The following is a 14,124-nucleotide window of genomic DNA, read 5'->3' as shown; positions in this document are numbered from 1 at the left end:
GGCGTTAAACTCAGCGAAAGCGGGTTTCGTCTGACGGAGAAGGTCGCTTCGCTCAGTGATTTGCCCTGTAATTTGCCGGAAACGGGTTCGCGTGGCTGAGGTGAATAGGTGATAATAGCGCGCTTGAATTTTCGGTTGGAATGAGCGCCCATGCGTTTTATTGGATTGTTGGCCGTGTTGTTGGGATGGAGCCTGCTGGCCCAGGCGGAATCGCTGGATACAGTGCAGGTGCCGGTGGATGGCCGTGGCGACGCGCAGCGGCAGGACGCGCTGGCCGAGGGCCTGGAGCAGATGCTGGTGCGTCTGAGTGGGCAGCGGGATGTACTCAGTGAGGCTGTGGCCAGTGAAGCCGCTTCGCGGCTGGATCGTTGGGTGACCCGCTACGATTACAACACGCTGGATGATGGCAGCAGTGCCTTGCAGGCCCGTTATGACGTGAATGGCCTGATGGCCTTTATGGCGGAGCAGGGCGCATCGGTGTGGGGAATGCCCCGGCCCCGGGTGCTGCTCTGGCTGGTGGAGCAGGGCGCAGGCCGCGGCGAGATGGTGGTGGAAGGCCATCCGCTTTATGCGCAGTTGGTTGCGCAAGCCCAGCGACGTGGCCTGACCCTGGTCATCCCGCAGTGGGATAGCGAGGATCAGGGGCGTTTGAACGTGGCGGACATCCGTGGCCGGTTCGATCAGCAATTGCGTGACGCCTCCAGCCGCTACCCCCATGAGCTGATTGCCGCTGCAGTGCTGTACCAGGGTGAACCGGCCACGGTGAGCTGGCGAGTCCTGAAAGACAAAAGCACTCTGGAAGATGGCCGGGAGAAAACGGCGAACGACGAAGAGGCTGTTACTGCGTTGATCGACCGTGTCACCGACCAGCTGGCCGCCCGCTATGCGGTGAAAGGCGCAGTAAGCGATTTGCGTACCCTGTTGGTGGTGGATCAGGTCGACCAGCTGCAAGACTGGTTCACGTTACAGCAGTTTCTGGCAGGCCTGAGCGGGATGCGCCGAGCCTCACTGGTACAGGCCTCCGGTACCACGCTGACCTTTGGGTTGGATTTCAGTGCCAGCGACGAGCAGCTGCGCAACCTGCTGGAACTGTCTCCCCAGCTGCGCGCCTGCCCGGATCCGGCGGTGGCCGGCCCCCAATGGCATTACTGCTGGCGTTGATTCGATGAGCGCGCAACTTCCCCTGGCCCTGCAACTTCGCGAGGGCAATGCCCTGGATAATTTCCACGCGGGCCCCAATGGCGCAGCCGTTGCCGGGCTGCATGAGGCCGTGGAAGGTGTCGACCGGCAAGCCTTTTTCTGGGCCGGTGACGGGCAGGGCAAAAGCCATTTGCTGGAAGGTGCAGTGCGTCTGGCCCAGCACAATGGTCTGGATGCCTGCCTGCTGCCTGCCAGTGAAATCATCCCACTGGTTCCCGACGTGCTGGAATCCATGGAACAGTTCGGATTGCTGGCCATTGATGATTGCCAGTTGTTTGCCGGCCTGCCTGCCTGGGAAGAAGCTCTGTTCCACCTTTATAACCGGCTGATGTCGTTGGGCGGACGATTACTGGTCACCGCCAATGCGTCGCCGGGAGCCATGGGCTTGATGCTGCCTGATCTGGCTACTCGTCTGGCGGCGGGGCCGGTCTACCGGCTGATGTCGCTGGAAGACGAGGATTTACAGGCGCTGCTGCAGGAAAGAGCCAGGGCGCGAGGCTTGCGGCTTGAGCCTGAAGTGGCCCATTACATCGTATTGCGCAGTGAACGTTCCGCTGGCGCCTTGATGGAATTATTGAGCGATCTGGACCGTCTGGCCCTGGCGCAACAACGCTCTGTCACGATTCCCTTTGTCAAGGATGCGCTGGGGTGGTAAAAATGGGCGCTTAACGAATAAACAACAGTTCGCTACCTGAATTGGCGATATATTGCGCTTGATTACATTGGGTTACACGTTCGTGCGCGCTTGGCAGGCGACACGATGCCTCTATTTGTATACCCGCAAGCGCAAGATCCACATTAGAACAATAACGCCAGGCAAAAAGCCTGCAGGAGAACAAAATGCGCCACTTTGGGCTACAGCAGTGCCTTGCTGGTTGCGCCTTGATTGTTGCGGCCACCTCCCATGCAACCGTCTATGAAATCAATAACACGAGTGATGCAGTGGTTACTGTCGTGGCCGTGGATGGCGATGACACTGATGGCGTTTGGGATAAAACCACCCACTGGGAGGTGACGACCAGCAACGCCGGTGGTACCTGCACCTTGCGAGAAGCCCTTTATGCCAGCAATTACCGTATTGCCGTGGGGGCCTGTGAGGCCGGAGGCGCCAGCGATACCATCAAACTTCAGGAAGGCAAGGTCTATACCTTGACCGAGGGTGAGTTGCCCGTCGGCAATGGCGAGCAAATCAAGTTCACCGAAGACACGTCGGTGGACCCGCCCGTGGTGACAGCGACGGATATCGAGCCCTTGAGCAACCAGGTTAAGTTCGATTTGATCCTCGATGCTTTCGAAGAACCTGAAGGCAAAACCCTGCCGGTGATCACCGCAGCAGGCAATTCCCGATTGATCCATGTCTACGATGGTGGCGCCATGTCGCTGACCAATCTTGAACTGACCGATGGTAATGCTGGTGTCGATAATGGTGGTCTGATTTATGCCATGGGGCCGGTCATTATCGCGGCGAACGTGTCCATGAATCAGGGCATGGCAACGAATGGCGGGGCCATGTATCTGGAGGAAGGCTCAGGCCTTGTCTTCAGCGCAGGCGGGCGTTTTGAAAACAATGTCGCCACCGGTGTGGGCGCGGTTATTGCCAGCTCGGATACCTTTAAAGGTTCGATTATTGGCTATGATTTTTATATGGCCGATAACGAAGCTGGGTCGGGCGCTGCCGATGCCGGCGCTATTCACATCAATGGGGATCCAGATGCCACTGTGAATCTGGAATTGGCCAACGGCATGGTGGTCAATAATACCGGTGGCGTGCTTAACGTGGTCTCCACGGATCACGTGGCGGTGCTGGCCAACATGACTATCGCCTTCAATGATGGTGTCGCTCTCACGTTGGCGCAAACCCAGTTTGATGACCCTGCCGATGCGACAACGCGCGATATAATTCTGCATAGCGTCATGGTGGGTAACAGTGTTGGTGCTTGCGCTGGCCCGGTGCTGGACGGCACGGCCAGTCCGGCAGACGCAGCAGCGCGCCTGCTGTTCACCATTACCGATGATGCTAATTGCCCGGAGCCTGAAGAGCAGACCCTGGGCACGCCCGTGACCAATAACCCCAATACCGCGCAAGCGGATATTTTCCTTGGCATGGATCGCGTGCCTTGCGCCGGTACTGGCGCTGGTGCTTGCACACTGATGACTGCCGAAGAGATCGGTGGACCTTACCCTGGCTTGCTGCCCAACCCGACCCCTGCAGCGTTGGCGGGTGATCCCATGGCGCCCAGTCTGTTTGATCGCGCCAGCCCGGAAACCGCTACGGTGGACCAGTGTGAATCAACCGATAACCGCGGTAACTCACGCGGTGGCCCGGCGGGTCGTTGTGATGTGGGGGCGGTGGAATTTCTGCGGGCGCGAGCACAACCGGATGAAGTCGATCTGATCAGTGGCCAGTCAGTACTGGCGGATGTGCTGGAGAACGACCGCAATGATACCGAAGTGGACTGCGGTTTGCTGGAAGACGTAGTGGTAACCGAAGGGGTGTGTAATATCGGCGAGACCGACTGCATTGCTGACGCGATCCAGGATCGCTGTCTGGTAGTGGTCGCTCAGCCAAGTCGAGGCTCGGCTCGAGTTGAGATCGATGCCGATGGTTATCCCCGCATCCGTTACACACCGAGCTCATCTTTCCACGGCGTGGACCAGTTGCGCTACGAGGTAGACAAGGACGCCTTTTTCGGTGGTACGGACCTTGGCCAGAACCAGAGTGAAATCACTAACCTGGTGGCTGAACCTGCCAGTGGATTGACCGAAAAAAAGAGTATTGGCGCCCAGGGCGGCATGATGCTTGCTCTTCTGGCCCTGGCTGGGCTGATTCGCCGCTATCGCCTGTCGTTAAAGGGAGCGCTAGCTCTGGTTTCTGCCTTGTTCAGCGGTCCTGCGTTGGCGGTGGATATTGAGGTGAACTCTCTCGTCGATCAATTTCCGCCCATTACCAACGATGGAAAATGCACGTTACGCGAAGCGCTGGAAAATGCTGGAGGCTCCGGCAGCCCGGATTGCGCCTATGGCGGCAACTCGTCTGACCGGATTCTTATTCCGGCAGGCGAGATTCACCTGGCCACAACCCTGATTATTGAGGGTGGCAGTGTGGAGTTGGTGGGCAAGGGGGTGCGCGATCTGGACCCTGCGGATGATGAAGAAACGCTGACCCGAATTATCGGCAACGGCACGGAACGTCTTTTCGAAGTGGAGCCGCCGAACCCAAGTTCAGGGCATCCCGGTGTCACGTTCCGCTATCTGACGCTGGAAGACGGGGTTGCGACGGGTAGCGGTGAGGCCGGCAGCGGTGCGGTGATCACCACCGGTGGCTCGGTGATTTTTGATCGTGTGGTGATTACCAACAACCATGCCGATGCCTCTGCCGGGGTGGCCTATGTGCGCTCCAATGCGGGGAATGAAAAATTAGTGACGTTCAACCGCGCCTATGTGTACAACAACACAGCCGCTGTGGCAGGGGGGGTAGTTTCAACCACTACGCAGAACAACGACAAAGTGACGGTGGCCATGGTCGACAGCACCTTTGAGGCCAATACCAGTGTCACCAAGGGCGGTGTACTGGATGCCAATATCAACCTGGGCTCCGTGACAGTTTCCAACAGCACTTTTGTCGATAATATGTCGCCCCAAGGCGCGGCGCTGGATCTGAGCAACATCGTGGTGGGGGCGACCATCATGAACAGTACCTTCATGAATAATGCCGGCGGAGGATTGGGGATTGATCTCGGCGATGCCCCTTCAGAAATCCAGATGGCCAACAGCATTTACTTCGACAGTGGGGCGGCGTGCACCAGTGGCGCCACTGTATTGCACGAAAGCCACTACAACGCTTTTTCCGATGCTGCCTGTGGAGCAACAACAGAAAGCAATAACCAGGCATCATTGGGAAGCGCCGACCTGGATAGCACATTAAGTGGGGAAGACGGGGTGGCGGATGATTACACGCCACCATTCCTGTCCATGAGTGACCCGGAAAACGACGCCATCCTGGTGGACAAGGGCAATGATGAAACCCTGGTCAGCGGCACTGGAACGCCTCTGCGTTGCCGTTCCGTGGATTTGCGTGGCATCTCGCGAACCTCCGGCGGTCGTTGTGATCTGGGTGCCTTCGAGTACCAGAAAATCACCGCCGGCGACGATGAAGGCACCAATAAGAACCGCCCAAATCGCCAGGTGGCGGTGGATATTCTGGATAATGATCTGGCCAGTGATGGGGCCGAGATTCTTTATCTGGATGAGGTGGACCCCAGCCTGTTCCTGGCTAATGTATTCACCTTTGAGCATGCCGAGATTGTGACAGGCTCGGATCCGGTGAAATATGCGGGCACTGGTGATCAGTACCAACCGGACATGACGGAAAAAACACGTTATGTACTGAGCGGCGCGTCTGATCCGAGTGTGGATGGTGCAATCATTGATTTCGTCTGGCTTTATTATAACGAAGACCGAGACGGCTACGATCTGCGCTGTGGCGAGCCCATTTCCCAGAAAGTCATTAATGCCAATCCGGACCTGTTCGAAGACGGGGATGTGGCGGATGAATGTGTAGTGCTCTTTACGCCCCCGACGACAACGGGTTTTGAGTCCAGTGTGTGTCAAAGCACCGACGACAATCCACTGAAAATGGCGTTCCTGTACACGTTTGAGGACAGCAATGGCGTCTCGGTCAATGCGACTGATGCGGCGACAGTGGTGATGACGATCAACGACAAGGCGCCCGCTCTGGACAACCAGTCGAAAATGAACCAGCCGGGGGCAACGGTGAGGTTCAACCTGACAGCATCAGATCCGGATGACCCGGACGCGGAAATTGATTGGAGCAATTACGATATTTCTGTCAGTCAGGCACCGAGCTTTGCGAAGAAAGATGAAAACGGCAATGTGGTGGGCGCCGGTTTGTTTATCGACAATGACAACGGCACCGTCACCTATATTCCGCAGAGCAATTACAACACCTTCAAGGATGTTTTCACCCTGACGGTTGAAGACACCAACTGCGGCACCGTTTCGCAGCAGGCCACCTTTACGGTTTCCTATCCCAACGATGAAACCTCTGCCGGGTCAGGTGGCAGTTTTGGTTGGGCAATGCTGGGTGGGCTAATCCTTTTGCTGCGTCGCCGAGTGGCGGCGTAGCACCCGACGCAGGGTTTCCCACACCACAGCTCCGAACAGCATGCTGAACATCAGCAATACAAGCTTGGGAATGTCCACCAGGGTCCAGAACAGAATATCGATGCTGGTGGGTTCCAGGTTCTGGAAAACGATAATGATGGCCAGAATCGCCAGCAGAATCTGCAACGCGCCCATGGGGTGAGCTATCAGCCAGTGCCCTGATTTGCGGCCGCTACGGGCCACCAGTGAGGGTTTTTTCGCGTTTGTTTCATCCATGATCTAGCTCCTTCTTTCATTTCCAACTCTAGTCTAACTCGTGCTTGTCCGGCTACCTCCCTATACTCTGGCTATTCGTGCAAAGGAGAGGTGAATGGATATCAGTGCCGGTTGGGATCTTGTGGTGATTGGTAGTGGCCCTGCGGGTGAAGCGGCGGCGATGCAGGCGGCCAAGAAAGATCTAAAGGTGGCGATCGTCGAGGATCAGTCGTCGTTGGGCGGGAACTGCACGCACTGGGGCACAATTCCCTCCAAGGCGTTGCGGCATCAGGTGCGCCAGGTGATTCGTACTCAGCGGAATCCCTTGCTACGGGGCATCATCAAGCCCCGCGAAATTCGTTGGCAGGACCTGATTGCCCGTACCCAGGAAGTGATCGACTCCCAGGTGCAGGTCCGCACGGACTTCTATGTGCGCAACCGGGTTGCCGTGTTCGCCGGGCGTGGCGAGATCCTGTCGCCGCAAGAAGTTCAGGTCGATGACCATGCCGGCCGTCAGCACTTGCTGAAAACCCGCAATATTCTGGTTGCCACGGGGTCACGCCCCTACCACCCGGATGACGTGGACTTCTCTCATCCGCGCATCTACGACTCGGATACCATTCTGACCATGGACCATACGCCGCGGCATATCCTTATTTATGGGGCCGGGGTCATCGGTTCGGAGTATGCCTGTATCTTCACCGGGCTCGGCATCCGGGTCGATCTGGTGAACTCCCGTGAGCATTTGCTGGATTTTCTGGATACGGAAATTTCCGATGCGCTTAGCTATCACCTGCGTGAGCAGGGCTGCACCATTCGCCAGGGGGAACACTACAAACGGGTGACCGCGGATGACGAGGGCGTAACGCTGGAGCTGGAATCCGGCAAGAAACTGCGCGCGGATGCCTTGTTATGGTGTAACGGCCGTTCCGGGAACACCCAGAATATTGGCCTGGAAAACGTGGGCGTTGAAGCCAACAGTCGTGGGCAGCTCAAGGTCAATGAGCGCTATCAGACTGAGATGGACACGCTCTATGCCGTCGGTGATGTGGTGGGGTGGCCATCACTGGCCAGTGCCTCCTACGACCAGGGGCGCTTTTGTGCGGCTGCCATTGCTGGTGACGAAGTGCGCCAGGTCACGGATGTGCCCACGGGAATTTACACCATTCCTGGTATCAGTAGCGTTGGGCGAACCGAGCAGGAATTGACCGAAGCCAAGGTGCCCTATGATGTGGGCCAGGCTTTCTTCAAGAACCTGGCCCGGGCGCAAATTACCGGCGAACGGGTGGGCATGTTGAAAATTCTGTTTCATCGCGAAACATTAGCGGTGTTGGGTATTCACTGTTTCGGCTACCAGGCCATGGAAATCGTCCATGTGGGCCAGGCGATCATGCGCCAACCGGGTGAAAACAACACGCTGGAGTACTTTATTGATACCACCTTCAACTATCCAACCATGGCGGAGGCCTATCGGGTGGCGGCGATCAATGGGCTGAACCGGATCAAGCGATAAAGAGAAGTGAAAGTTCAAAGGTGAGAGTTGAAAAGTGCGAGGGGGCCCGGTTTTACCGGCAGGCACCTTGTCCGCGCTTTTCAACTTTGAACGCTAAACTATCTCTGGTGTTTTCCCGCTTCAATAAAGAACTCCCGGTTGCGTTGGCGGGCCTGCCCGTTCTTGCGAACCAGCACCTGGGTAGCGCCGCTGCCGCCACGGTTGGCGGGTGTGCTGTGAAAGGCCAGCACCAGGTAGCTTTCTTCCAGCCAGTGCAACACGTAACTTTTCAGAAAGCCGGGCCGTTCGCTGTGCAGCCCCTTGCCGTGGCTGATCAGCACGGTGCGCATGCCATTGTTGTGGGCATTCTCCAGAAACTGCTGTACCAGGTTGTGAGCATCCATCAAGCGAACCCGGTGCAAATCCAGCACATCTTGAGGCTCATACTTGCCCAGCCGTAACTTGCGGTACACGCCTTCCTGCACGCCATCTTTTTTTAGCCCGACGATGTCCAGTGGCCCGACGGGCTGCACCTGTTCGGGAACGGTCAGCGGGTTGCGGTCTTTGCGATCGTCCACGGCGGCGGCACGACGTAATTGTTCACGAATAGAGGGTTCACGACGGGGTGTACGTTCTTGAACCCGGTTGTCCGGCTTTATCGGCGTAACATCCGCCATCTCCTGGCGAAACAGATCATCGTCGGAGGCCATGGAACTGCTCCACAAAATTCATCGTCTCTAACTTGCATGGTACACAAAGCCGGCGGAGACTGGGAGTAACAGACTCCCTGAGAAGGAGGGGTGTGATGGAACGTCGACGATTCAGCCGGCCCAGGCTGAGGGTTAATGTGCGAGTGTGCGCCGACCAGCGGCCAATCGGTCATATCCTGAATATTACAGATCAGGGGGTTTGCCTGGCGGGTAAAGGCGTACCACCGCAAACCTTGCAAGAGATGGTGTTGATGCTGCCTTTCAACCTGTCCGGACAGCGTGAACTGCATGTGAGCGCAGAACCGTTATGGCATAACTATCTGGACAATGGCCATTGGCGGGGCGGGTTTCGTCTGGCAACAGACGAGCAGACCGCAACCATGCTGTCGAAGCTGGTGAGCCGTTACGGGGAATAGCGGGGAGGAGCGATCAGCGGTTACTGCAAGGCCGGGAAGGCGTAGCAGTAACCGGGCCCTATCTCTTTCGGCAACCCTCGTCGAGAAACCGGTAACGCCCAGGGTTGATCAGAAGGCGATATAATCAGTAAGCCTGTGGACGTGGGCGGTCCCGGCTTTCCTCTCCTTTCTCATCATCATGTCTGTGACGCTTGGCGTCTCGCTTGCGGCGCTCACGCTCTGCACGCTTGTGCTCTTCTTCCCACTCATTCGGGTCGTAGTCATCAAATTGGCGACGACTCATGGTGCCACTCTCTTTCCAACGTTAAAGGATACTTGCCGTTTTGCAGGTCAGCTCCGTACTGCGACGAATGCAACCTGCCATTGGATATATAGCACTAAAAAGTGGGGGGTAGAAGGGAAAAGGGGCACCATTTATCGGTACCTCGTCATCATGGCGAAACAGGGCGGTGATCAGTGGCCGTAGGTCTGGTCCAGATAGTCGAGAATGGCTTCGGATTCGAACAATTCCTTGCCGGTGTTCGGGTCTACCAGGTAGGGCACAGCGATTCTGCCGGCCCGGGCCAGCAGATCGACCCGATTGCGCTGGCTGGGGGCGTAGTTCATATCAAGGCGTTTGCGCACCACCGGTAGCACCCAGTCCTGCCATTGGTCGCGACCACACTGGCGTAGCAGGTAGGGCAGCTGCAGTTCGGTCAGTCGTTCACGAACCAGGCGTGCAAAGGGGCTGGCTTCGAAAGAATACAGCTCCAGCGGTTTTTCCGGCGCCTGGCTGTCCAAGCAGCGGATCCCGCGGCTGCCACGGGGGGCTGAGGCGGCCACTGCGGCGGCGGTGCGCAGACGCAATTGCCAGCTTTTCGGGGCCGGCCGGCCACCATATTGCTGGTAGAGGTAGTTGATGATGGCGGCGGATTCATACAAGGCTTCGCCGGTGTTGGGGTCCATCAGGTAGGGAAATTGCTGCTTGCCGCCCAGCCGTTCCACCAGGGGGCGATAGCGGTCGCCACCTTTCGGGCAGGGGAACATCATCACGTCCAGGTCCAGATCCGTTAATGCTTCGCGAACCAGGCGACAGAACGGGCAGCCTTCCATGTCGTAGAGCTCCAGCGGCTCCTGCGGGCGGTTGCTGTGGCCTTTGCTGGCAACACCGCGGCCCTGTTGCAGCGAGGAGGAGAGCAGTGAACGAAAAACCTCTGTGCTGTGTGACATGGTGAATACTCCTGAAACGAATTGGCGCGACCATACCATGTGATCGGGGACATTCATTGGCCGCACGGACATCAAGCTTTTCAATGACTTGCAGCCTTGCCCGTTCCGCTCACGGGCGCTGTTAACTCCTGTCATTGAGACATTGGAGTGGCTGGGGCACTCTTGCCACCCTATACCGGGCTCCCAAGCCCTTCATAACCCGTCAGCAAACGCTGATACATGCCTGAGGCAAGAGGAAGGTTCCATGACCGAAGCCTATATCTATGATGCCATTCGTACTCCCCGTGGTCGGGGCAAGAAAGATGGCTCTTTGCATACGGTTAAGCCGCTGGATCTCGTAGTAGGCCTGATCGACGAAGTAAAAGACCGTTTCCCGAATATGGACACCAACCGCATTGATGATGTGCTGTTGGGTGTGGTGACCCCGGTCGGTGACCAGGGTGCCTGTATTGCCAAGACGGCGGCGCTGGCAGCGGGTCTGCCGGATACCGTGGCGGGTTATCAGCTGAACCGTTTCTGCGCGTCCGGCCTGGAAGCGGTGAATACCGGTGCCCAGAAAGTGGCATCCGGTTGGGATGACCTGATTCTCGCCGGTGGCGTGGAATCCATGAGCCGTATCCCCATGGGCTCCGACGGTGGTGCCTGGGCGATGGATCCGATCACCAACTATGAGACTGGCTTTGTTCCCCAGGGGATCGGCGCCGATCTGATCGCCACCATCGAGGGCTGGAGCCGCCGTGATGTGGACGAGTTCGCTGCTCAGTCCCAGTCCCGCGCTGCCAATGCCTGGGAAAAGGGTTATTTCGAAAAATCCGTAGTGCCGGTGAAAGACCTCAATGGCATGACGGTACTGGCCCAGGACGAACACGTTCGTGCGGGTACCACCGCCGATGCGCTGGCCGGGCTGAACCCGTCTTTCGCCATGATGGGCGAAATGGGCGGTTTTGATGCGGTTGCTTTGCAGAAGTATCACTGGCTGGAAAAGATTAACCACGTTCACCACGCGGGTAACTCCTCAGGCATCGTAGATGGTGCTTCTCTGGTAGTGCTTGGTAACGAGAAAGTGGGCAAGGATTACGGCATGAAGGCCCGTGCCCGGGTCGTTTGCACCGCTATCAGTGGTGCCGATCCAACCATCATGCTCACGGGGCCTGGCCCGGCTGCCAAGAAGGCGCTGGCAAAAGCCGGCCTGAAAGCCAGCGACATCGATCTGTGGGAAATCAACGAAGCCTTTGCGGCGGTGGCCATGCGCTTCATGAAAGACATGGATATCACCCCGGATATCACCAACGTCAATGGCGGCTCCATCGCCATGGGTCACCCGCTGGGTGCCACTGGTGCCATGATTCTGGGCACCGCACTGGATGAACTCGAGCGCCGCGACAAGAAGTTCGCATTGTGCACCTTGTGTGTGGGCGGTGGCATGGGTATCGCCACCATCATCGAGCGTCTGTAAGCCGCGTCGAACGATTTCGGAGTAAAGATATGAGTGAACAAACTGCTATTCGTTGGGAAAAAGACGCGGACAATATCGTCGTTCTGACCCTGGATGATCCCAACCAGTCTGCCAATACCATGAACGAGCTGTACGGCAAGTCCATGGCGGCGGTGGTCGAGCGTCTGGAAAAAGAGAAAGACGAGATTGCCGGGGTGATCATTACCTCTGCCAAGAAAACCTTTTTTGCGGGCGGTGACCTGCGTGATCTGCTGAAGGCGCGCAAGGAAGATGGCCCGCAATTTCTGGCCGGTGTGACCGAGATCAAGGGTCAGCTGCGGGTCCTGGAAACACTGGGCAAGCCTGTGGTCGCTGCCATGAACGGCACGGCTCTGGGTGGCGGTCTGGAAATCGCACTGGCCTGTCATCACCGCGTTGCCATCAATGACAAATCCGCCCAGTTCGGTCTGCCGGAAGTATCTCTGGGCCTGTTGCCCGGCGGCGGTGGCGTGACCCGTATCGTCCGCATGCTGGGTATCCAGGATGGCCTGATGAAGGTGCTGATGCAGGGTCAGCGCATGAAAGCGGATAAAGCCCAGAAAATTGGTCTGATTGACGAGCTGGTGGCGGATCGCGATGCGATGATGGCCAAGGCTCGCGAGTGGATCAAGGCAAACCCGAAGGCTCAGCAACCCTGGGACCAGAAGGGCTACAAGATTCCGGGCGGTGACCCGAAGAACCCGAAATTTGCCGTTAACCTGCCGGCTTTCCCGGCAAACCTGAAGAAGCAGCTCAAGGGTGCCAACTACCCGGCGCCGCTGGCGATCATGTCTGCGGCCATCGAAGGCGCAGCGGTAGATTTCGATAACGCCTCTCTTATCGAAGGCCGTTATTTCGTGTCACTGGTGACCAGTCAGGTTGCCAAGAACATGATCACTGCGTTCTTCTTCAACCTGCAGGCCATTAATGGTGGTGCCAGCCGTCCCGATGGCATTGAAAAATTCCGCGCCGAGAAAGTGGGTGTTCTGGGTGCCGGCATGATGGGTGCAGGCGTGGCTTATGTAACGGCCCGCTCCGGATCTCAGGTGGTGTTGAAGGATATTTCTGCCGAGAACGCGCAGAAGGGTAAAGATTACTCCCGCAAGCTTCTCGACAAGGAAATCTCCAAAGGCAAGATGACCGAGGAGAAGAAAGAAGAGATCCTCGGCCGCATTACTGCCACTGCAGATGCCAAAGACCTGGATGGCGTGGACTTCGTGATTGAAGCCGTGTTTGAAAACACCGAGCTGAAGCACAAGGTGTTCCAGGAAATCGAAGACGTGGTTAATCCGGATGCGGTACTGGGCTCCAACACCTCCTCCTTGCCGATTACCGGCCTGGCCAAAGGTGTGAAGAAAAAAGATAACTTTATCGGTATCCATTTCTTCAGCCCGGTAGACAAGATGCCGCTGGTGGAAATTATCTGTGGCAAGGACACCTGCCCGGAAGCACTGGCCAGGACCTACGATTACTGTCTGCAGATCAAGAAGACCCCGATCGTGGTCAACGACGCCCGTGGTTTCTTTACCACCCGTGTGATCGGTACCTTCGCCAATGAAGGGATCGCCATGCTGGGTGAAGGCGTCAATGCCCAGTCCATTGAACAGGCGGCCATGCAGGCGGGTTACCCGGTGGGTACCCTGAACCTGATCGATGAAATCAACATGGAAACCGCACTGAAAATCGGTAAAGCGGCCCGTGATGATGCCAAGCGTGAAGGGACTGAGCCCCCCGCAGAGCACCCGGCAGAAGTGGTCATGAAGAAGATGGTCGAAGAGCTGGATCGCCCGGGCAAGCTGCAGGGTAAAGGCTTCTACGAGTATCCGGAAAATGGCAAGAAGCACCTGTGGTCCGGTCTGGCCGATGCGTTCGGTGGCAGCAAGGACATGCCGTTCGAAGACATCAAGGAACGGATGATGTTCATCGAGTCCCTCGAAGCGGTGAAGTGCTTTGATGAAGGCGTGATGGACTCTGTGGCGGATGCCAACATCGGTTCTATCTTCGGGATTGGTTTCCCGGCCTGGACGGGTGGTGTGATGCAGTACATCAACCAGTACGAAGGTGGTTTGCGTGGTTTTGTTGCGCGGGCTCAGGAGCTGGCCAAGCTCTACGGCGAGCGCTTCAACCCGCCGGCTTCACTGGTAGAAAAAGCGGAAAAAGGCGAAATCTACAAGTAACCCTTGAGATTGCGCTCCATAAAAAGCCCGGCTTATCCAGCCGGGCTTTTTTTATAGCTGCCCGAGG

Annotated in this window: 11 protein-coding genes; 7 read left to right on the top strand and 4 right to left on the bottom strand. The window is 57.2% G+C overall.

From position 1 onward, the window contains the following. Positions 1–150 precede the first annotated feature (150 nt). The 3 genes from F1529_RS14220 (at position 151) to F1529_RS14210 (ending at position 6,345) form a co-directional block, all read left to right on the top strand. Positions 151–1,161, top strand: a complete 1,011-nt coding sequence (locus tag F1529_RS14220) for a DUF2066 domain-containing protein (RefSeq protein WP_155135602.1) — start codon at positions 151–153, stop codon at positions 1,159–1,161. 4 nt (positions 1,162–1,165) lie between these two features. After that, positions 1,166–1,855, top strand: a complete 690-nt coding sequence (gene hda, locus F1529_RS14215; protein ID WP_007149351.1) for a DnaA regulatory inactivator Hda — start codon at positions 1,166–1,168, stop codon at positions 1,853–1,855. 185 nt (positions 1,856–2,040) lie between these two features. After that, positions 2,041–6,345, top strand: a complete 4,305-nt coding sequence (locus tag F1529_RS14210) for a choice-of-anchor Q domain-containing protein (RefSeq protein ID WP_155135599.1) — start codon at positions 2,041–2,043, stop codon at positions 6,343–6,345. On the opposite strand, the gene F1529_RS14205 is transcribed toward F1529_RS14210, so the two are convergent. Continuing rightward, on the bottom strand, positions 6,310–6,600 hold the full coding sequence (locus F1529_RS14205) for a hypothetical protein (RefSeq protein ID WP_155135596.1): 291 nt from the start codon (positions 6,598–6,600) through the stop codon (positions 6,310–6,312). The two genes, F1529_RS14210 and F1529_RS14205, sit on opposite strands and share 36 nt — an antisense overlap. A gap of 94 nt (positions 6,601–6,694) precedes the next feature. Here F1529_RS14205 and sthA point away from each other — a divergent pair, with 94 nt between their 5' ends. After that, positions 6,695–8,092 (top strand): Si-specific NAD(P)(+) transhydrogenase, encoded by a 1,398-nt coding sequence (gene sthA / locus F1529_RS14200; protein WP_155135593.1) that lies wholly within the window; start codon positions 6,695–6,697, stop codon positions 8,090–8,092. Positions 8,093–8,190: 98 nt separating this feature from the next. On the opposite strand, the gene smrA is transcribed toward sthA, so the two are convergent. Beyond that, positions 8,191–8,781: a DNA endonuclease SmrA gene (gene smrA / locus F1529_RS14195; RefSeq protein ID WP_155135590.1), complete on the bottom strand. Its 591-nt coding sequence runs from the start codon at positions 8,779–8,781 to the stop codon at positions 8,191–8,193. Positions 8,782–8,876: 95 nt separating this feature from the next. Here smrA and F1529_RS14190 point away from each other — a divergent pair, with 95 nt between their 5' ends. Continuing rightward, positions 8,877–9,197, top strand: coding sequence for a hypothetical protein (locus F1529_RS14190; protein ID WP_155135587.1), 321 nt, complete (start codon positions 8,877–8,879; stop codon positions 9,195–9,197). A 124-nt stretch (positions 9,198–9,321) separates the two neighbouring features. On the opposite strand, the gene F1529_RS14185 is transcribed toward F1529_RS14190, so the two are convergent. After that, on the bottom strand, positions 9,322–9,480 hold the full coding sequence (locus tag F1529_RS14185; RefSeq protein ID WP_007148904.1) for a hypothetical protein: 159 nt from the start codon (positions 9,478–9,480) through the stop codon (positions 9,322–9,324). A 170-nt stretch (positions 9,481–9,650) separates the two neighbouring features. Then, complete coding sequence (locus tag F1529_RS14180) at positions 9,651–10,406, bottom strand: glutathione S-transferase N-terminal domain-containing protein (protein ID WP_155135584.1); 756 nt, start codon at positions 10,404–10,406, stop codon at positions 9,651–9,653. 244 nt (positions 10,407–10,650) lie between these two features. Between F1529_RS14180 and F1529_RS14175 the strand changes: the two genes are divergently transcribed. Further along, complete coding sequence (locus F1529_RS14175; RefSeq protein ID WP_007149222.1) at positions 10,651–11,862, top strand: acetyl-CoA C-acetyltransferase; 1,212 nt, start codon at positions 10,651–10,653, stop codon at positions 11,860–11,862. 29 nt (positions 11,863–11,891) lie between these two features. Further along, on the top strand, positions 11,892–14,057 hold the full coding sequence (locus F1529_RS14170) for a 3-hydroxyacyl-CoA dehydrogenase NAD-binding domain-containing protein (protein ID WP_155135581.1): 2,166 nt from the start codon (positions 11,892–11,894) through the stop codon (positions 14,055–14,057). Positions 14,058–14,124 lie beyond the last annotated feature (67 nt).

This window comes from Alcanivorax sp. VBW004, assembly GCF_009718865.1.
GTDB lineage: Bacteria > Pseudomonadota > Gammaproteobacteria > Pseudomonadales > Alcanivoracaceae > Alcanivorax.
The sequence above is the reverse complement of the archived record's forward strand: the minus strand, read 5'-3'. Positions and strand labels throughout refer to the sequence as shown.

Bases quoted from the DNA above. Each gene is read 5' to 3' on its own strand.
- F1529_RS14220 (WP_155135602.1), top strand. From the start codon at position 151: ATGCGTTTTATTGGATTGTTGGCCGTGTTGTTGGGATGGAGCCTGCTG.
- hda (WP_007149351.1), top strand. From the start codon at position 1,166: ATGAGCGCGCAACTTCCCCTGGCCCTGCAACTTCGCGAGGGCAATGCC.
- F1529_RS14210 (WP_155135599.1), top strand. From the start codon at position 2,041: ATGCGCCACTTTGGGCTACAGCAGTGCCTTGCTGGTTGCGCCTTGATT.
- F1529_RS14205 (WP_155135596.1), bottom strand. From the start codon at position 6,600: ATGGATGAAACAAACGCGAAAAAACCCTCACTGGTGGCCCGTAGCGGC.
- sthA (WP_155135593.1), top strand. From the start codon at position 6,695: ATGGATATCAGTGCCGGTTGGGATCTTGTGGTGATTGGTAGTGGCCCT.
- smrA (WP_155135590.1), bottom strand. From the start codon at position 8,781: ATGGCCTCCGACGATGATCTGTTTCGCCAGGAGATGGCGGATGTTACG.
- F1529_RS14190 (WP_155135587.1), top strand. From the start codon at position 8,877: ATGGAACGTCGACGATTCAGCCGGCCCAGGCTGAGGGTTAATGTGCGA.
- F1529_RS14185 (WP_007148904.1), bottom strand. From the start codon at position 9,480: ATGAGTCGTCGCCAATTTGATGACTACGACCCGAATGAGTGGGAAGAA.
- F1529_RS14180 (WP_155135584.1), bottom strand. From the start codon at position 10,406: ATGTCACACAGCACAGAGGTTTTTCGTTCACTGCTCTCCTCCTCGCTG.
- F1529_RS14175 (WP_007149222.1), top strand. From the start codon at position 10,651: ATGACCGAAGCCTATATCTATGATGCCATTCGTACTCCCCGTGGTCGG.
- F1529_RS14170 (WP_155135581.1), top strand. From the start codon at position 11,892: ATGAGTGAACAAACTGCTATTCGTTGGGAAAAAGACGCGGACAATATC.